The sequence below is a fragment of the Verrucomicrobiia bacterium genome (assembly GCA_035629175.1).
Taxonomy (GTDB): domain Bacteria; phylum Verrucomicrobiota; class Verrucomicrobiia; order Limisphaerales; family DASXHY01; genus DASXHY01.
Genome location: DASPIL010000018.1, coordinates 57868 through 77155, shown reverse-complemented (window position 1 = coordinate 77155; position 19288 = coordinate 57868). Strand labels below are relative to the sequence as shown.

Sequence of the window (19288 nt, the reverse complement as noted above, 5' to 3'; positions counted from 1 at the left end):
CCGATCCAAAACATCGCTTTCAGTCGGAGCATTGACCAAAACCATGAAGCAAGCCTGCGGCAGGGGGTAAAAAATGTCTAGTCATTTTCTATCCTCATCCCTCTGGACTGTCACCCGCTCGATCCAGATGAATCAGCCGTTGGGATCAAACCCGGAGCGCGGATTGAAACGCTGCTCGAGGGGACAGCTATGGCATTGCTGCGACGTCGCTCCGGGATCAAACCCGGAGCGCGGATTGAAACTACTCACCCTCACAAACCAGTCTGCTCTTCTAGGTCGCTCCGGGATCAAACCCGGAGCGCGGATTGAAACACGACCTCCCCCAAATAATGCCACGCTGCATCGACGCGGTTTTTTTTGGGCAGACGAACTAGTGGATGACCGACCACAAAGACGCGAGGAATTGGAGCGGAACACGGCTCCGCGGGCTTTATCAGCGAGACTTCGGCATCTCGCCATCAAACAAACAGAATCTTCGTCGTGGTCGCGTTCTCGTCCCAGCCCCGCGTCGGGGTCGCAGTGACGGAGCTGATATCCTTGATGGAAATCTGCCGCCCGCGCGTTTTCGGGCCTTTGACTTCGATGTCGTTGGGATCGCAAGTCTGCTGTGTGATCTTCTGGTGCGGAGCCGGTTTGTAGCGGATGTACAACACCTTGGGGGTTCCCGGGGCGAAGTAGAGGATCCGGGATTTCTCCGGGATGCAGGAATAAACCTTGTTCAGGATTGTTCCGCCGAACGTGAACCGTTTGAGATAACTGGCATTCCGGTCGGTGTAAGCGCACGTGAACACGCCTTCGCGGTCAGGCAGCGCGCAATGAACAACATCAGGGCCGACAAACATCTTTTCAGGCAAATCGATCACCTTGTAAGTGCCATCCCTGAACACCAGCAGCAGCTTGTCGAACTTCGTGCAATCGAGTTTGAATTCCTCACCGCTGACCTTGTAGCCGACGTATCCGCTCTCGCGATCGTAGGAAACCTTGAAGGCCTTGAACGCGACGGCTTTGACGTCGACTTCCTCATGCCGCGAGGATTTGGTCGTGAGCCGCGGATAACGCGGGCCGTATTTTTCCAGCAGCGCCTCGAGGTGCGCGATAGCGAACTTCGTCAGATTCTTGAGATGCTTGCGCGTTTCCTCCAGGTCTGCTTTGACCTTGTCCGTTTCTTCACGATGCTTGTTGATGTCGAAGAGCGATATTCGCCGGATGCGAACGCTCAGGAGTTTTTCCACATCGGCGTCGGACAAATCCCGGTACATCTGTTTGCGGAACGGCTTGAAGCCATCGTGGACGGCGGCAAGCACGGCCTCGTTCGTCTTGCATTGCTCGATGCGCTTGTAAATGCGTTCTTCGATGAAGATGCGTTCCAGCGTGCGGAAATGGAGTTCGTCCTCGAGCTTTCGGATTTTCAACTCCAGTTCGCGGCGGAGAATATCGACGAGCTGTTCCGTGTTCTCGCGAAGCACTTCGCTCACGGTCATCTCCACCGGGCGATTGTTTCGGATGACAATGATGCGGCTGGATAACGACACTTCGCAGTCGGTGAAGGCGTAAAGAGCATCGACAAGTTTTTCAGGATCAACTCCCTGGGGACAGCGGATTTCGATTTCCGCAGTTTCGGAGGTGAAGTCATTGATCGACTTCACCTTCAGCTTGCCCTTGCGAACGGCATCTTCGATGGAAGCGATGAGGGCTTCGGTTGTGGTGGTCGGCGGAATCTCCTTGATCACCACGGTCGCATCGTCCTTGACCTTGATCTTGGCGCGCACCTTGACGGAACCCTTTCCATCCTGGTAATCGCGGGCGTCCATGAGCCCGCCCGTGGGGAAATCGGGAAGGCACTTGAAAGTCTGCTTTTTGAGGATCGCAATCTGCGCCTCGAGCAGTTCTGGAAAGTTGTGCGGTAGAATGCGCGCTGAAAGCCCGACGGCGATTCCTTCCGTGCCGAGCATCAACGTGAGCGGCAGCTTGGAGGGGAGGGTGACGGGTTCCTTGTTGCGGCCATCGTAGCTGGGAACGAATTCGGTGATCTCGTCGTTGAAGAGTTCCGTGCGCGCAAGCTCGGTCAGCCGGCATTCAATATAACGCGGCGCGGCTGCGGGATCGCCCGTGAAGATGTTGCCGAAGTTACCCTGGCCCTCAATGAGGTAACGCTTGTTTGCCAGCACAACGAGCGCATCCCCAATGGCCGCGTCTCCGTGCGGGTGATACTTCATCGTGTCGCCGACAAGGTTGGCGACCTTGATGAACCGGCCGTCATCATTCTGGTGGAGCGCCCACAGGATGCGGCGCTGCACGGGCTTCAAACCATCGGCGAGGTGGGGAATCGCGCGGTCGCGGATGACATAGCTGGCGTATTCAAGAAAGCTCGTGTTGACGCGCCGATGCAGGGGCAGCTCAATTTTTGCGGGGTTGAAAGGGTGATGGACGAGATTGGCAGGCACCTGCTCGGCAACGATTTCAGCGTGGGCCGACGCTGCGTTTGCCTCCGCATTCGGCTGCGCGTTGTCGATGCCGCTGCCTTTTTTACCAGCGCTGATTTCAAGATCGAGTTGCTTCGAATCGTTCTTCGGTTTCTCTGCCATGTTCAAGAGGCTCACTCAAGAGCGCGTGCATTTAAAGTTACCGCGTGGGGAATCCAACTCCGATCTCCCGTTCAGTTCAAGACGCGACGGCTAAAATGCTGCAAAGGGTCGCCGAAAAAGAAAAGGTTTCTTTGGAGAAAGTTTTGAAGAGATGCATCCTGACACTGCCCAGAGCCACACTGCAGGAGGAGCGCGGCGTTTACGCTGCTCAAGCGTGCGCGAACCCGTGTGCAATCATTTGATACGATTCAGTGCGATCATTGAAGCGGCCGGAAAGGCCGCCCTCCGGGGCAGGGTCAGGACATGCACCTCTTTCGGAGGCGCGCGCGATAGCGCCAGGCGGGCCGGGATCTTATCCGTGTCAGGCGGACATCGCGGAACTTTCGAGTTCAGGGACGAGTTCGCTGTTTTCGGTCCGTGATCCCATGTCCATGCGCGGCGCAGTCGCGGGTGGTCGACCTGGCAACTCGAGCACGAAACGCGCGCCCTTGCCCTCGCCGTCGCTGTAGGCCATCAGCGAGCCTCCCATTTCGCGGGCTGCCAGGGCTCCGCCATGAAGACCGAAACCATGGCCTTCCTTGCGGGTGGTGAACCCGTAGGAAAAGATGCGCGTCAGATTCTCGGGCGGAATTCCCATGCCGTTGTCAATCACCTCAATGCGGACGCGATCTCCGCTGTCGCGCTGAATCCGCAGCTGGACAAAGCGGTTATCCGCCTCGTTGACATCGCAGGCGTATTTGGCGTTCTGCAGCAGATTGACAATAATCTGCATCGCCTTGTGCCGGTCGAGCGGAACTGGCTCGATGTCCTCGTAATCGCGCACGATTTGGATTGAATGCCGCTGAAATGCGGCTTCGTGCATGCGCAAGGCATCTTCGAGCAACTCCGATGGCTTCACCAATTCGACAAGGCCCGCAACCCTCGCGTAGCTCTGCTGCATTGACACGATTTTCTTGATGTGTTCGATGTTGCTGTTGAGGGACTGGACCTCCTCTTGAACCCGCGATTTCTCCTTAACGAAGGTCTTGTAGAGCGTATCCAGATATTGAATCAGTTTGGTTCCCTTGTCATTGGTCGTGAGGAATCGCGGGAGGTCAGCGCTGTTCGCCTGCAGCAATTCCACCACCTTCTGCAAGCGCTCGAGCCCGGAATTGCGGACGTGATCCTCAACGATCGACGCGGAGACATTGACGCTGTTGAGGACGTTGCCGACGTTGTGCAGAACGCTTGTGGCAACTTCGGCCATTCCAGCCTGTCGTGAGGTTTGCAGCAGCTGCTTGTGCAGCGATTCCATTTCCGCTTCCCATCGTTTGCGCTCTGTCATGTCGCGGTGAATGCCCGCGAGCCCGATGATCTGGCCGCTGCTGTCGCGGACGGGAACCTTGGTGGTTCGCTGCCATCGGGCCTGCCCACTCCTGAGAGTGACGCATTCGACGGCGTCATACTCGGTACCACTTTTCAGCAGCTTCTCTTCCGCGGCGCGAAATTGCTGGGCCTGGACAGCCGGAAAACAGTCGAAATCGGTTTTGCCGACGGCATCGGCCGGATCCTCGACGCCCATGTTGCGGGCATGCGCGAGGTTGTTGATGATCACCTGGCCGGCGCTGTCCTTGACGAAGACTTCATCTGGCAGGTGATCAATCAGAGTCCTGAGGAGATTGCGTTGCTCGCTCAGTTCGGAAGTGCGTTCGCGGATGTTCTGCTCGAGAGCCTCGTTGGCATCCCTCAAGGCCCGCTGTTTCTGGTGCAGATGCTGCACCCGAAAGGTGTAGATGCCGCCCAGTGCGGAAATTCCAAACACACCGAGCAGGATCCGGAACCAAACAGTCTGATAGTATTGCGGTGGAAGCGTTACTGCGAAACTCGCGCCTGCTTCATTCCAGAGTCCGTCAGCATTGCAGGCTTGAACGCGGAATGTGTAGCTCCGTGGCTTCAGGTTGGCATACAACGCGGACCGGCGCGTTCCTGCATCAACCCAGGCGGCATCGTAGCCTTCAAGGATGTAGCGGAATCGCACCTTCTGCGGCGCCAAGAGGCTCATCGCAGTGAACTGAAAGGACAACTCACCGCCTCCAGCCTTGACCTCGCTCCAGCCCTTTTCGGTGACATCGATTCCATTGACGAGAACGCTGTGAATTCTGACAGGGGGCGGAATCTGGTTCACAGGTACGTGATCCGGGTCAATGCGCACGGGTCCCTGCGGGGTTGGAAACCAAATGCGTCCGTCGGAAGTCCTGCACGCGACGAATTCAGCGTCGGTGGAATCGATCGTCTTGACCGATTCCAAGCCATCGTACAGGACGCCATCCAGATGCTGCGAACGGCCATCGGCCACGTCGTTCGCACTTTGCCTGCTGATTCTGATGATCCCGCGGAGTGAAGTGATCCAGAGGTTTCCGCGATGATCGGGCATGACTGCATTCACGACCGTGCCGACAAGGTCATCCGCGATGTGAATCACGCGCCCGTTCCGCAAACGGCTCAGGCCCGACATCTGCCCTATCCAGATCGTCTTTTCGTCGTCCTCCAGGGCATAGAGCACGTCGAGGTCCGTAAAGCCCTGATCCGTCGACCAGTGTTCGAAATCGCCGTCACGCAACCGAAACAAGCCGTTGACGGAACTGACGAGCAGGGAACCATCTGCGCAGCTTTGAACATTTCGGATCCAGTAAAATTGAGGCGCGATTCCGTCATTGTACGTGAACGGCTCAATCTTCTGACGATTCACACGGAAAAGGCTGGTGCCAACCGAAACCACTACACCCGCTGAATCTTCGGCAATCGCTGTCGGCCAGTTCTCGAAGGTGTGACGCGCGACGATGGCGTCGCCTGCGATGACCTCGATTTCGCGGTTTCCGTTCAGGATGTACAGATCGCGGTTCCGCGCTTGCAGGACGCGTTTGGTGTAGGCGACGCGCAACCCCGATTCGACCGTGAAATGTTTGTTTGTGGTGCCGTGGTGCCAAGAGACGCCGCGGCTTGACGCAATCCAGACCCCGCCGTCAACGCCCGCAGCAACCCCGTGCGCGGCGCTGCCGAGAATGCCGTCCGCTTCAGTCAGAATGGGGAACTTCACGTCACTGAGCTGGCTCAAGCCTTCGCGTGTTCCGATCCACATGCTTCCCTCGCGATCCTCCAGCAGGGCAGTGACGTAGTTATTGGCGATGCCGTTGGTGCTGGTCATCGTTTCCATCGTGCCGCGATAGTAGCGCTGGATCCCGTTGCCGCTGGTGCCGATCCACACGCCTCCGACGCGATCTGTGTAGAGGACGCGGACCTCGGTGAAGTGTTGAAACTCGGGGCGCGGATTCAACTGCGCGTCGAAGCAGCGCAGACCCCACTGGGTTCCGACCCAGAGATTGCCCGACGAGTCTGTGGTAAGCGCAAAAATGCTTTCGCCGTTGAGCTTCAGATCGATCGGCTGGAGGTTTCCATTTTCCCAGCGGAAAAGTCCGCGGTCGGTGGTGCCGATCCATATGCGGCCACTGGAATCCTCATGAAGAACTTGGGCGTTCCACACGTTTGTATCCCACAATGCCGGTTGATTGCTGGCGGGATTCCAACGCGCGACGCCGTTGGCGGTGCCCAGCCATAGATAGCCATCCTTCGCCTCGAGGATGGAAAGCACACTCAGCTGCGGGGCAACCCACTCGGCTTTTGGCGGGCGGCGGAATCCGTTCGTATGGTCCAGCGCCCCAAAGGTTCCCGATTCAATTCCGAACCACAGCTCGCCACGGCGGGTCGTTTCCAGTGCGATCAACGTGCGATTGCGCCAGGTCACTACTTCCGCAAGAGGCAGGATGGTGAAATTGTTCCCATCGAATTTGATGAGGCCTTTCTGCGTTGCCATCCACAGGTAACCGTCTTCGGTTTGAGCCAGTGCGCGGATGCTGTTAACCGGCAGTCCGCTTTGCCGCGTCCAGTTGCGACAATTGAACTGACGCAGTGACTTGCTGTCGTCGAGCGCCATCAGCGATGCCGGAACAGAGACAAGTCCGACCAACAATCCCACGCAAACCCATCTTAAAATCAGTTTCTTCACGGCAGGCACAAATAGCCGACAGCAATATCGGCCAAGCGGGAAGCGTGTTTAACTGAATCTTGAGAATGAGGAAAATGATCCTCCGATCCCCCGGAACGCGAGGAATGGGATGACAAATTCCCGTGGGTCGACCGAGGTCCGCGCGGGCGGTGCTCCGCGTTGGCGGGCGCCCGCAAGCGACTACCGATTCGACAGCGCTTCCACAGCGGCTCGCTGGAAGGCCGCTCGCACGTCGCTGGCGTCGCTATTTGGAAAGTTGGCGCGCTGGACCATCAGCACATAAGCCGTTTCTTTTTCGGGATCGATCCATGCTTGCGTGCCCCAGGCGCCCCCGTGTCCGTAGGTCCCGGGCGATAGCATGGCCGCCACGCCCTCGTGTGGAGTCCGAAGGATACAGGTCCCCAAGCCCCATCCATAGTTCGCGCCACGCTGTCCGTAAGTGTCGTTCTGGAAGAAACCCGTTGGCAGAGCGCCGGTGTTCGGGGTTGTCAGATGCTTCATCGCGGCCCGGCTTAAATAGCGGTGTCCGCGGAACTTTCCTTCGTTTAGCAACATCTGGCAAAACTTCGCGTAGTCGGGTCCAGTGGAATAGAGTCCGCCATTTCCCTGCGGCGGCCTGTTTCGGGAACCGAAATCCCTCCGGGGCGTCACGGCTTCCAGTTTTTTTGTTCCCTGGTTCAGGGAATACGCCGTCGCGAGCCGCGCGCGTTGCTCTTCATTGGGATAAAACGTGGTGTCCTTCATCCCAAGAGGTTTGAAGAGTCTTTGCTCAAGGAATTGGTCAAAACTCATTCCGCTCACCACCTCGACGATGCGGCCGGCGGCATTGATGCCGCTTTGGGTATATTGCCATTTTTCGCCGGGTTCATACTTCATGGGAGCCGCGAGCCAGAGCGGAACCAGATCTGCCAGCGTGCGCGCCTGCTGCGCCGCAGGACCTGTCGCCTCACCCAGGCCGGACGTGTGGTTGAGCAGTTGTGTGATCGTCAGGTTTGCTGGCTTTCCCGAAGGGGTTTTGAGCCCGGCGAATTCCGGCAGGTAATTGGCGACGGGATCGTTCACGTTCAACTTGCCTTCGTCCATGAGCATCAGCACAGCGACGCCAGTGACTGGCTTCGTCATGGATGCGATCCAGAACAGCGTGTCAGGAGTCATGGGACGCTTTGTGGCGACATCGGCAAATCCGTTGCACTCCAGGTGCAGGACCTTGTTCCTGGAAACGACGAGCGTGACAGAGCCCGCGATTTCGTTCGTCGCAATGTATTCATCCATGGTGGTGCCAACCCATGGAAGTGTCGCGGCGTGAGCTGGGCAGGCGGTGATCAGGGACACAAGCGCTGCGCCGAGGGCAAGGCGGGGAAGGCGGAGAAGAGGGTGCATGCCCCGCTTATAACGGCTCGATTGGTGGGAATAAAGCTATTTGAAAGGGCACGGGGCGCTGGTTTCGGGCCGTCCAGTTCCGGCTCACTTGTCAGTGGCAAGGGAAAGGCGATAATCCTGTGTGCTTCCGATTTCAATTCTCGACCTGGCTTTTGTTCCGGAGGGCGCCACTCCTGGTGAAGCGCTGCGTCGATCGCTCGACCTTGCCCAGCACGCAGAGGAATGGGGTTATCGCCGCTTCTGGCTGGCGGAACATCACAATATGATCGGCATCGCGAGCGCCGCGACTGCGGTGGCGATCGGCTATGTCGCAGCAGGAACCCGCAGCATCAGGGTGGGAGCGGGAGGCATCATGTTGCCGAACCATTCACCACTCGTGATTGCGGAGCAATTCGGCACGTTGGAATCTTTGTTTCCCGGGAGGATTGACCTTGGTCTCGGCCGCGCGCCGGGGACCGATCAGCGAACACTGCTGGCGTTGCGGCGAACGCCAGCCACGGCGGATCGGTTTCCGCAGGATGTGATGGAGTTGCAGGAGTATTTTGCGCCGGGCCGGGAGAGTTCCGCCGTCCAGGCGGTGCCCGGGACCGGGCTTAGGGTTCCGATCTGGATCCTGGGCTCAAGCCTTTTTGGCGCGCAGTTGGCCGCAGAGCTGGGGCTGCCGTATGCGTTTGCATCGCATTTCGCTCCCGCCGCACTGCTGCCGGCACTGGAAGTGTATCGAGAACGGTTTAAACCTTCTTCCCAATCAACGGAGCCTTATGCGGCCGCCGGGGTGAACGTGGTCGCCGCCAAAACCGACGCGGAGGCACGGCGCCTTTTCACCTCGATGCAACAGCAGTTCACGAATCTTTTTCGAGGCACGCGCGGCCGGCTGCAGCCGCCGATTGAAGATATCGAGACATACTGGTCGCCGAGCGAGAAGGCGCAGGCTTCGGCGATGTTGCAGCGTTCGTTCGTCGGGTCCGCCGAAACTGTGCGACGGGGATTGGACGCTTTTGTTTCAGAGACAGGAGTGCGGGAACTGATCGTTGCGTCGGCCATCTTCGATCATTCCGCGCGGCTGCGTTCGTATGAGATTCTTGCAGACATCGCCGCTTCCTGGAAATCTCACGCCTAGCGACGGTGCCGGCAGCGGAGTGATCCGGCGAAGTCAATCCTCCACCGGAACGACAAGGTTTTCCATGATGTAGTCCTTTCGCTCAGGCGTGTTTTTGCCCATGTAGAACGTAAGGATGCCGGAGGCTTCGGTTTTGGCGGCGTATTCAACTTTGCTGACGCGCATTTCCTTCCCGATGAACTGCGCGAATTCCTTCGGACTGATTTCACCGAGCCCCTTGAAGCGGGTGATCTCCGGCTTGCCGCCGAGATTCTGCACTGCCTTGTCGCGCTCCGATTCGCTGTAGCAATAGATGGTTTTGTCCTTGTTGCGGACTCGAAACAGCGGTGTTTCCAAAACGTAAAGGTGCCCATCGTGGACCAGTTGATCAAAGAAGCGGAAAAAATATGTGATCATCAGGTTGCGGATATGCAATCCGTCCACGTCAGCGTCCGTTGCCAAAATGACCTTCTCGTAACGCAGGCTTTCCAGGTTGTCCTCAATATTCAACGCCTGCATCAAGTTGTACAATTCGTCGTTCTTGTAGACGACATCCCGCTTGAGGTCCCACACGTTGAGCGGCTTGCCTTTGAGAACGAACACCGCCTGGTTGTTAACATCACGGCAACTGGTGATGGAACCGGCGGCTGACTGCCCTTCGCACAGGAAAACCATCGTGCCCTGGCCCTTGCCGCGCTTTTTATCAAGATGATTCTTGCAGTCCTTGAGCTGCGGGATGCGCATCGTGATCGCCTTGGCCCGCTCGCGCGCGAGCTTCTTCACGTCCTGCAGTTCCTTGCGGAGCTGCTTGGTATCCTCTGCCTTGGCAAGGATCTTGTCCGCGATCGCTTTGTTTCGGTTAAAGAAGTGGAGCAGTTCCTCGCGAACCTGGTTCACCAGTTCGGTGCGAATCTCCGTGTTGCCGAGCTTGTTCTTGGTCTGCGATTCGAACACGGGATCCTTGAGGCGGATCGCCACCGCGCCCACGATCGCTTCACGAACGTCGTCGCCCTCGTACTTCGTGTTGCCGAATTCATTGACCGCTTTGAGCAATCCTTCGCGAAAGGCGCTCAGGTGCGTGCCGCCGTCGCTGGTGTATTGACCATTGACGAACGAATAGAAGGTTTCGCTATATCGGCTGTTGCTGTGCGTGAAGCAGAATTCCAGCGTCTTCCCCGTGTAGTGCAGCGGCGGATAAAGCGGTTCCGCGCCGTCGGCTTCGAGATCCTCCATCACCAGATCCATCAAGCCCAGGCGGGATTGAAAGACCTTTGGCTCGGGCGAATCTGGCGTGCGGAGGATCAACTTCAGCCCCGTATTCAGGTAACTGTAGTGCCGCAGGCGGCGCTCGATGTGCTCGATCCGGAACTCGCTGTCCTTGAAAATTTCAGGATCGGCTTCGAATTCCACGTATGTGCCGTTGGGCTCCTGCGTTTTCCCCTTTTCCTCCTTCTTGAGTTTCCCCTGCTTGAAGTGGGCCTCCACAAACTCGCCATCCCGATGGCTTCGTACGATGAACATTCTGGAAAGCGCATTGACGGCTTTTGTCCCAACGCCATTCAACCCTACTGAAAACTGGAAGACGTCATCGTTGTACTTGGCGCCCGTGTTGATCTTGGAGACGCAGTCCACGACTTTGCCCAGCGGAATCCCGCGTCCAAAGTCCCGCACCGAAACACGGTTGCGTTCGATCTTCAGCTGGACCTCCTTGCCATGGCCCATGATGTATTCGTCGATGGCGTTATCGAGGACCTCCTTCACGAGCACGTAGCATCCGTCATCGGGATGCGTGCCGTTGCCAATGCGTCCGATGTACATCCCTGTTCGCAAGCGGATGTGTTCCAGCGAGGAAAGCGTTTTGATTTTGCTCTCGTCGTAATTCGTCTTCGCGTTTTCAGCCATAGTTCAACGGGTTCCAAAGTTCAGGAAAAGGAACTGCGATGCAAACAGGAAATCTTTTTTTGCGGACGCATTAAAGTCCGCGAGCCCTTCACCGATAGCTTTCGTGTCGCAAGACAACAGTCAGCAAAAAGAAAAAGCTGACGGGGCCAAACGGTGAGCCGCCCAATCAAGTGCAAACCCGCAGCAAGGACGCTGTGCTAAATCAATGCTTCTGTAAAAAGGAAGCGACTCACGGAAAGAGTATATGGTTATCAATACGAACATGTCGGCCCAGAGCAGCGCTCGTCTGCTCACGGAATCCTCAAGTCTCCTCAGCAAATCTCTCGCCCGGTTGTCATCCGGTTCGAGGATCGTCTCACCTGAAGACGATGGCGCCGGCCTCGCGGTGTCAATGCGCTTCGATGCGCAGATCAACCGCATCAGCGCCGCCAAAAACAACGTCGGCAATGCCATCTCGTTCAGCCAGACGCAGGACGGATTTCTGAAAAAGGTTGCCAAGGCGCTGGATCGCATGAGCGAACTCGCAATCCTGGCCCAGGACGTCACCAAGTCCGGATCCGACCAGGACCTGTATAACCAGGAGTTCACCACCCTTGGTAATTACGTCAAGGATCTCGCAGGCAACAGCTTCAACGGTGTGAGCCTTTTCTCGAATGATCTCCTTACCGTCACCACCGACAGCGAAGAAGGCACGTTTGTCATGGCTGGCATAGACCTCGAGCAGGGCGCCTACACAGCAGTGCTGGGCAGCGACTACAGCTCGACGGTTCTCGGGGTGTCGATTGGCCAGGCGGGCGATCCGTCAGCTGCCCTGACCGCCGTCAAAGCAGCAATCACGCAGCTGGCAAGCGACCGATCCAGCATCGGTGCGAACGTGTCTCGCCTCACATACACGGCCGATCAACTGGGAGTCCTCAAGGACAACCTCACCGCTGCGAACAGCCGGATCAAGGACGTCGATGTCGCGGATGAGAGCACGCAGTTTGCGCGCTACAACATCCTGGTCCAGGCCGGAACGGCGATGCTGGCGCAGGCGAACTCAATGCCGCAGAACGTGCTGCGACTGCTCCAGTAAGAATAAACAAAACCCGCTCCGGGCGTCGTGATCCGCCCGGAGCCGGGAATAACGACCGAAGCAACATTCAAATCGCGTGAAGGAAGATCGAAAGACCGGGATATCCACGAGGAAGGACATGACAGCTCATCTTCCACTCGCCGCGCGATTCACGATTTCAGAGTTGGTGTTCAGGGACGCGGCGCTCGTGATGGCGCCGCAGCCCCAACAAAACAACGGTTGCGGTTCAATTTTCTGTCGGGAAAACGACCTGGAAAAAAGATCCCAGACTCGTCGGCAGATCGGAATTTTCGGGCCTCAAGCGTCGGTGACATTCGCCGATAGCGGGGTTGTCGAAGAACGGCTCTGGCAGCCTTAAACCGCCAGCAGGAATAACAGGTGGACGCCTGATTAAAGATCCGCCTCGCGGCAGGGATGTCGCGCAATAAAAAACCCTCGCAAGAGGGTGACTCATGGAAGGAGTCAGCAGTTATGGTCATTAATACTAACACATCGGCTCAAAGCAGCGCTCGTTTGCTCAGTGAATCCAGCAGCTTGCTCAGCAAGTCCCTGGCTCGTTTGTCCTCAGGTTCGAAGCTCATTTCTCCTGAAGACGACGGCGCCGGCCTCGCTGTGTCAATGCGGTTCGACGCGCAGATCAATCGTATCAGCGCCGCGTCGAGCAACATCGGCAACGCCATCTCCTACAACCAGACTCAGGACGGGTTCCTGAAGAAGGTTTCAAAGGCGCTGGATCGCATGAGCGAACTGGCCGTCCTCTCCCAGGACGTCACCAAGTCGGACGCGGATCGCAACCTCTACCAGAAGGAATTCTCCACCCTCCAAGGTTACATTACTGACCTGGGAACGAAGGATTTCAACGGTGTCTCCCTGTTCAGCTCCGCCGCGAAGACGGTCACGACGGACAGCGATGCGAACACGTTCTCGATGGCTGGCGTGGATCTGAGCGCCGCCACATATACAACGGCAACCGCAGGCTCGACCTCGATTGCAACGTCGAGCGGCGCGAGCACGGCTCTCACCGCGGTTAAGAACGCGATCACCACGCTCGCAACCGACCGCGCCACGGTGGGTGCAAACATCTCCCGCCTGTCGATGTACAGCGAACAGCTCGGTGTGTTGAAAGACAACCTCTCGGCCGCAAACAGCCGCATCAAAGATGTGGATGTTGCCGAAGAGAGCACGCAATTTGCCCGATACAACATCCTCGTCCAGGCAGGCACGGCGATGTTGGCGCAGGCAAACGCCACACCTCAGTCCGCCCTCCGGCTCCTCTCGTAAGGAGCCCGGCAACTGGGTTTGGTGATTCACTCGGACGGCGCTTTGCGCCGTCCGAGCTTTTTGCTGAAGTGATGCCTCAACCGCGGGCGCAAACGTCCGACACATATCCGTATGGCGATGGATTTATCACTGTCAGGATTGGCATCCGGTTTCGACTGGAAATCCGTGGTTGACCAGCTGGTCGAGGTGGAACGCGCTCCGTCCCAGCGGCTGCTGCGCGATCAGAACCTGCTGAACCAGCGCAATTCCGCGTATACGAACGTCAAGTCGCAGCTGACTGCGCTGCAATCGCGGATTGCTGCCCTGAAAAATCCCTCGCTATTTGATAGCCGCGCCGTCAAAACGTCCGATGCCTCAGTTGCTTCCGCCACGGTTTCAACCGGCGCAGCGCAGGGTTCCTATATCTTCAAAATCACCCAACTCGCCACGTCCTCGAGAAAGCTCGGTTCCGGCAACGTTGCGTCACCCCTCAGTCCAGATGGCGATCCGGCGTCGGTTACTCTTTCGTCGGCGGGCTTTCCGGTTTCGATCACCGCAGGGACTTTTACCGTCAATGGCAAGCAGGTGTCGGTCGCAACAACGGACACCCTCGAGTCGGTGTTCACGAAGATTTCGAGCGCTACAGGCGGCGATGTCACAGCCGAGTATGACGCGGCTGAGGACAAAATTCGCCTGACAGGTTCCGGGACAATTGTTCTGGGCAGCGGCACCGACACGAGCAACTTCCTTCAGGCAGCACGCCTGATGAACAACAACACGAACACGGTCTCTAGCAGCCTGGCGCTGGGTAGTGTTCGATTGGGTGCAACCTTGAATGCCGCCAACTTCGGGACCGCGGTCAATGATGGCGGTGCGGGTGCGGGGAAGTTCAAAATCAACGGCGTGGAGATTGGATTTAACGCGTCGACGGACACTGTTTCAGGAGTCCTCAACCGCATCAATAATTCCGAAGCCGGGGTCACAGCCACCTACGATTCAGTCAATGATCGGTTTCAACTGGTCAGCAAGGCTACGGGTGACATCGGAATCGCGCTCGAAGATGTCACGGGCAATTTTCTCGCGGCGGCGGGCTTGAATACCGACGCTGCAACGAATCTGGAACGGGGCAAGGACTTGACCTACACCGTGAACGGTGGCGACGAACTCAGGAGCCGCTCGAACACGATTACCGAGGCCAGTTCCGGCATCGCAGGCCTGTCGATCACTGCATTGAAGGAGAATGCTTCGGTGACGGTCACGGCAAGCACAGACACGGCAGCCATCAAGGGCGCGATTCAAAACTTCATCGAGGCCTACAACAAGGTGCAGTCGGTTATCGATTCACAAACGGCCAGCAGCACGGACGCAAATGGCGTGGTGACCGCGGGAGTTTTATCGGGCGAGAGTGACATCGAAGAGATCGCCTCCCGGCTTCGTTCCTCAGTATTTGCCGCGCTGCCTGACACTGCCGGGACGATCAAACGCCTCGCCGATCTGGGCATCGTCAGCAACGGAAACGACAACAGCCTGAAGCTCGAGGATTCAGCCGTTCTGGACAGCGCACTCTCCACCAGTCTTGATACCGTCAAAAACCTGTTTTCGTCGGAGTCCGCCGGACTGGCGACAAAGCTGGATGGATACATGACCAAGATCATCGGGGAGAAGGGAACGCTCGTAGACCATCAGGACCGTCTCACCAAGCAGGCCAGTGACATTGACAAGCAGATCCTGGACATGGAACGGCTGGTGCAGGCGAACAAGGAACGGATGACGGCAAGTTTCGTATCGATGGAAACCGCCCAGGCGAAGATCAATCAGCAGTTGCAGTATCTGTTGAAGAATTTCAGTTCATGATGAGCGTCCGTCTGAAATCCCGATTGCAGCCTCGAGTGTGGACCATCGCTTTGTTGTGTCTCCTAACCCCGGCCATGGGATGTCGATCACTTCCGGGTTTGTCACGCCCGATGGAGAAGCCGGACAACATCTATTCAGCAGCTCCCGTCCTGCCCGAGACAATCCGTCGTGTGGCCGTTTTGCCGATTGCGTCGTCCTCCAGTGATCCGTCACTTCTGGACGGGCGCGAGAAACTGGGGTCCACGGTTTTGTCCGAACTGGCCAAGACTGGGAAATTCGAGCCGGTTTTGCTGGAGCCCAATGTGTGTCGCGCCCGCACGGGTCAGGCGGCATGGACGGCCGAGGAATGGCTTCCGCACCATTTTTTCACCGCGGTGCAGGAGGCTACGGGTTGTGACGCCGTGCTGTTTGCGCAACTTACTGTCTTCAAAGGTCACGCTCCGCTTGCAGTGGGTTGGCGGATGAAACTGGTGGATGTTCGGACGCAAACCGTGCTCTGGGCGTGCGACGAAGTATTCGACGGGGGCAAGGAAGCAGTGCTCGAAGGCGCGCACCGGTATCAGCAGGAACACCTTCATCATGTCGCAACGGACGGACGCTGGGCGATGCGCAATTCGCCGCAACTTTTCGGTCAGTTCACGGTGGCACAGTTGCTCGAAACCTTGCCTCAACGCTGAGCATATTTTGCTCAAGTTGCATGCCTGCCGACCCGATTGCGAATCAACAAACGAAGCCTGCCAGATGGAGTGAATCCGAATGGAAATAGAGTTCAACATGAACAGAATCGGGAAACCCGATCCGGGACAACCCGCATCGAAAGCGGGCGGGGTCCGGCAGGCGCCAGAAGACGCTGCGGTTTTGCAGTCCGATTCATTGCAAGCCCAGTTGAAAGCCGCCCCTGACGTTCGCCCTGAAGTGGTGGAAAAAGCCAAGATGCTGGTCGCAGATTTGCAGTATCCGCCTGAGCAGGTCCTTCGCAGCCTCGCACATCTGCTCGCTCTTAAACTTAGATAAGACGGTTTTTGTTCCATGCATGTAGCCAATCCCTGGAAGTCGTACCGCAAAGTTGCAACCCAAACCGCTCCTCCCGGCCAGCTTGTGCTGATGCTTTACGATGGCGCTCTGCGGTTCCTGGAACAGGCGCTCGCCGGTTTTCAAATCGATGACCCCGCCCAGTCAAACATGACCGTCCACAACAACATTCATCGCGCCCTTGAAATTGTCCGTGAACTGAACCTGGCGTTGAACATGGAGGGCGGTGGTGAGTTTGCGAACACGTTGCGCGATCTGTACGAGTATTTCGACCGCCGCCTCTGGGAAAGCAATCTCCAGAAGCAGCCCGACGGCGTGCGCGAAGTCATCCGTCACATCACCGTGCTGCGCGACGCCTGGGCAGCCATGCTCAGCGGGCAGGCCCACGTTTCCATCGGTGCGTCAGAGACGTCCGCGCTGGCAACTGCGTAAATGATTCATGAGCGCTGAGGATCTATTGTTTCAAGGCTACGAGAAGTGGCGTCACCTGGCGGAACAGGAAGGTGAAGCCATTCGTGCGGCAAATTGGACAGGCGTGCAGCGCTGCCAGGAGGCCTTGCAAGCCCTGCAACCCGAGATCATCCGCTGGACCCAGGAAGCCCGGGCCGAATGGCACCTGGCAGGCCCAGACCTGACTGGCCAGGAGAACAGCCTGCGCTCCGTCATTGGCGAGCTGATTGAGCTTGAGCGGAGAAACAGTTCATGGCTTGGGGAGGTCCGCGCCGCCGCTGATTCTGAATGGTCGGCGATGCAACAGGCTGGAGCCACCCTGCGGCAGGTTCAACGTTCCTATGCGCCCGTTCACGGTTCGGCGTGGACCTCGTTCTCCTGATCCCACGCGGCTTTGATGCCCGGGAGACTGCGGCATCAGGCCATCACCGACGCCGCCTTTCCGCTTCCGGCTTTGCTCTTGCTTCCATGCAAACGGCCTCTGTATAAGTCTTTACAGCGCCAGTTCAGAGAATCGGCCGGCGCAATTGCCGCACTCGTAGTCCTGGGGTGCTCGTGGCATAGCCAGGTGCCATGTTACTGCTTATGTTGGCAGAAAGTCGGCCAGGTTGCGCAAACCTATGAGCGTCTCCGATTGTACTCGACAGAACGAACCCGCCGTTTCTCCCGAAGCCGCAGAAACAATCGCTGCGCCTGCCCATGTTTCAGAGCCTCAATGGCTTAATGCGGGAGCCGCCACGCTGGACGCATCTGGCAGAATCCTTTCGATCAACGAATCACTGGCGCTCTGGATTGGCGCGAGTGCGAACGAGTTGAAAGGAGACAGCCTTGCGCGGTGCATCGGACGCCACTTTCCCGATTGGAAAGCGCCGCTCGAACAATTTTTTTCGCGGCAGGAGCCGTTTGATCGGCTTGAACTCTCCGCCCGCACCGCGATTGGCGCCCAACGCATTGGGATTGAAGTGGCCTGCCACGAGGCGATTCGGTTTGTGAGGCTGGAATCCGTGCTCCCGCCTGTGCGGGATCTTGAGGAAGCGTTTCCTGAAGCCTTGTGGGGCCGGGCCGCGACGCACGCCGTGTTCAACCGCCTCGTGCGCGCCGAAGCGCAGCTCGATAACCTGATGCACCGCTGGCCCGGCATCATCTTCAGCCAGCGGCCCGACTTCAGCTTCGCGTTCGTGAGCCCCAAGATTGAGGATCTCACGGGCGTGCCCGCGCCGGAATGGCGGCGTTCCTCAAAATATTTCTGGCAGGTGGTGCATGAGGCCGACACGGATGCCCTGATGGAACGGCTCGCGAACATTGACGCAAATCCCGCGGGCATCACGAGCACGTATCGCATCCGCCACATCGAAACCGGCCGCGTCACCTACCTTTGGGAACATCGACAACCGGTTCACAGCGACAACGGCCTGCTTCTGGGGTTTGAAGGCATCTGGCTCGACATCACGCGGCAAACGATCGCGGAGCGGCGGTTGCTGAACATGTCGTGGAAGGAAAACCTGGGCACGCTCACGATGGGATTGGCGCATGATTTCTGCAACATCATGACCGGGATCGTTGCGTTATCGGAAACCTTCGAACAGGAGTTTGGCGGCAACGAATCGCTGCGCAGCGGGTTGAGCCTCATCCGAAGCACTGCGGGACAAGCCAGCGATCTCGCGCATCGGATTCGGCAGCTGCACCAGGGCAAGCCGGGCGACCGCAACTACCACGATCTCAACGAGGTGGTGAACGAATTGAGCCAGGTCCTGCAGAAGGTGTTGAGCCGGCGCGTGCGGCTTGGTTCGGAACTGGCGGAAGGGCAGCTGCCAATTTACGTCGATGCGGTCGAGTTGCGCCAGGTGATCGTGAACCTCGCATTGAACGCGGCCGATGCCATGAGCAACGGCGGCTCGCTGACGTTTCGGACCACCACGCACGCTGAGGCGCCGGCGGGCATGCGGCCGATGGTGGGAGATTTTCCGCGCGCACCGCTTGTTTGTCTCTCCGTCCAGGATACTGGCGCCGGGATTCCCGGATGTTATCTGCATTCCATTTTCGATCCGTTCTTCACCACCAAGCCGCTGGGAAAAGGCTCAGGCCTCGGGCTCTACAACGCGCGGTTGTTCGTCGAGCGCCACGGAATTGCAATAGCAGTCGAAACCCGCGATCAAGGAGGAACAACGTTTCACCTGTGGTTTTCACAGGCGGACTTTTCAGAGACGCAGCAGGTGCAGGAGGCCGCGCCGGCCACCCGCCATACCATGCTCGTTGTGGGCCAGCCGGGCGAAGCGCGGCGGCGGTTCGAGGAATTGCTCCGATCGAATGGTTTTTACGCGGTTCCGGCTGCATCGGAATACGACGCCGTCGAAGCCCTTCACTCGCCCGACTACGGATTCAGCGGGGTAATCCTGCTTTCCTCGGCCATGCGCCGGGAGGACGCGGCGTTGTTGCAGCGCATCCAGTTCGAGAAACTGCCCGTCAAAACCTTCCTTGCGATCCTCGGTTGCAATCAGGATGAGTTCGACACAGCCATGCTGCAGCAGGTTGACGCCATGTTGCCGCACGACCTCCAAACGCACGAAGTCATCTCGCGCATCCGATCCGTTCTGGCGCGCACCTGACCT

The 19288-nt window shown here is 57.9% G+C and carries 13 protein-coding genes; 9 read left to right on the top strand and 4 right to left on the bottom strand.

Going from position 1 to position 19288, the window contains the following annotated elements:
- Positions 1-458: 458 nt before the first annotated feature.
- From VEH04_02635 to VEH04_02625, 3 genes are all read right to left on the bottom strand, one after another.
- On the bottom strand, positions 459-2585 hold the full coding sequence (locus tag VEH04_02635; protein HYG21652.1) for a DNA topoisomerase IV subunit A: 2127 nt from the start codon (positions 2583-2585) through the stop codon (positions 459-461).
- 361 nt (positions 2586-2946) lie between these two features.
- Positions 2947-6627 (bottom strand): two-component regulator propeller domain-containing protein, encoded by a 3681-nt coding sequence (locus VEH04_02630; protein ID HYG21651.1) that lies wholly within the window; start codon positions 6625-6627, stop codon positions 2947-2949.
- A gap of 180 nt (positions 6628-6807) precedes the next feature.
- Entirely contained in the window at positions 6808-8007 is a 1200-nt protein-coding gene (locus VEH04_02625; protein HYG21650.1) for a serine hydrolase domain-containing protein, read from the bottom strand.
- A 121-nt stretch (positions 8008-8128) separates the two neighbouring features.
- Here VEH04_02625 and VEH04_02620 point away from each other — a divergent pair, with 121 nt between their 5' ends.
- Complete coding sequence (locus tag VEH04_02620; protein HYG21649.1) at positions 8129-9127, top strand: LLM class flavin-dependent oxidoreductase; 999 nt, start codon at positions 8129-8131, stop codon at positions 9125-9127.
- A 33-nt stretch (positions 9128-9160) separates the two neighbouring features.
- On the opposite strand, the gene VEH04_02615 is transcribed toward VEH04_02620, so the two are convergent.
- The gene (locus tag VEH04_02615) at positions 9161-11008 is read right to left on the bottom strand and encodes a toprim domain-containing protein (GenBank protein HYG21648.1); all 1848 of its coding nucleotides are present in this window, start codon (positions 11006-11008) and stop codon (positions 9161-9163) included.
- Positions 11009-11252: 244 nt separating this feature from the next.
- Between VEH04_02615 and VEH04_02610 the strand changes: the two genes are divergently transcribed.
- From VEH04_02610 to VEH04_02575, 8 genes are all read left to right on the top strand, one after another.
- A complete protein-coding gene (locus VEH04_02610) occupies positions 11253-12083 on the top strand; it encodes a flagellin (protein HYG21647.1) in 831 nt (276 codons plus the stop codon).
- 471 nt (positions 12084-12554) lie between these two features.
- On the top strand, positions 12555-13364 hold the full coding sequence (locus VEH04_02605) for a flagellin (GenBank protein ID HYG21646.1): 810 nt from the start codon (positions 12555-12557) through the stop codon (positions 13362-13364).
- 117 nt (positions 13365-13481) lie between these two features.
- Entirely contained in the window at positions 13482-15197 is a 1716-nt protein-coding gene (gene fliD / locus VEH04_02600; GenBank protein ID HYG21645.1) for a flagellar filament capping protein FliD, read from the top strand.
- Positions 15198-15271: 74 nt separating this feature from the next.
- The gene (locus tag VEH04_02595) at positions 15272-15874 is read left to right on the top strand and encodes a hypothetical protein (protein ID HYG21644.1); all 603 of its coding nucleotides are present in this window, start codon (positions 15272-15274) and stop codon (positions 15872-15874) included.
- Positions 15875-15971: 97 nt separating this feature from the next.
- Complete coding sequence (locus VEH04_02590; GenBank protein ID HYG21643.1) at positions 15972-16211, top strand: hypothetical protein; 240 nt, start codon at positions 15972-15974, stop codon at positions 16209-16211.
- A gap of 15 nt (positions 16212-16226) precedes the next feature.
- A complete protein-coding gene (gene fliS, locus VEH04_02585) occupies positions 16227-16661 on the top strand; it encodes a flagellar export chaperone FliS (protein HYG21642.1) in 435 nt (144 codons plus the stop codon).
- Between the two features lie 7 nt (positions 16662-16668).
- Positions 16669-17061, top strand: coding sequence for a hypothetical protein (locus tag VEH04_02580; GenBank protein ID HYG21641.1), 393 nt, complete (start codon positions 16669-16671; stop codon positions 17059-17061).
- A 238-nt stretch (positions 17062-17299) separates the two neighbouring features.
- On the top strand, positions 17300-19285 hold the full coding sequence (locus tag VEH04_02575; protein ID HYG21640.1) for an ATP-binding protein: 1986 nt from the start codon (positions 17300-17302) through the stop codon (positions 19283-19285).
- Positions 19286-19288 lie beyond the last annotated feature (3 nt).

What these genes read in the sequence shown, in the direction of transcription:
- VEH04_02635 (HYG21652.1), bottom strand. Translation starts at nt 2,585, where the DNA reads ATGGCAGAGAAACCGAAGAACGATTCGAAGCAACTCGATCTTGAAATC.
- VEH04_02625 (HYG21650.1), bottom strand. Translation starts at nt 8,007, where the DNA reads ATGCACCCTCTTCTCCGCCTTCCCCGCCTTGCCCTCGGCGCAGCGCTT.
- VEH04_02615 (HYG21648.1), bottom strand. Translation starts at nt 11,008, where the DNA reads ATGGCTGAAAACGCGAAGACGAATTACGACGAGAGCAAAATCAAAACG.
- VEH04_02610 (HYG21647.1), top strand. Translation starts at nt 11,253, where the DNA reads ATGGTTATCAATACGAACATGTCGGCCCAGAGCAGCGCTCGTCTGCTC.
- VEH04_02605 (HYG21646.1), top strand. Translation starts at nt 12,555, where the DNA reads ATGGTCATTAATACTAACACATCGGCTCAAAGCAGCGCTCGTTTGCTC.
- fliD (HYG21645.1), top strand. Translation starts at nt 13,482, where the DNA reads ATGGATTTATCACTGTCAGGATTGGCATCCGGTTTCGACTGGAAATCC.
- VEH04_02595 (HYG21644.1), top strand. Translation starts at nt 15,272, where the DNA reads ATGGGATGTCGATCACTTCCGGGTTTGTCACGCCCGATGGAGAAGCCG.
- VEH04_02590 (HYG21643.1), top strand. Translation starts at nt 15,972, where the DNA reads ATGAACAGAATCGGGAAACCCGATCCGGGACAACCCGCATCGAAAGCG.
- fliS (HYG21642.1), top strand. Translation starts at nt 16,227, where the DNA reads ATGCATGTAGCCAATCCCTGGAAGTCGTACCGCAAAGTTGCAACCCAA.
- VEH04_02580 (HYG21641.1), top strand. Translation starts at nt 16,669, where the DNA reads ATGAGCGCTGAGGATCTATTGTTTCAAGGCTACGAGAAGTGGCGTCAC.
- VEH04_02575 (HYG21640.1), top strand. Translation starts at nt 17,300, where the DNA reads ATGAGCGTCTCCGATTGTACTCGACAGAACGAACCCGCCGTTTCTCCC.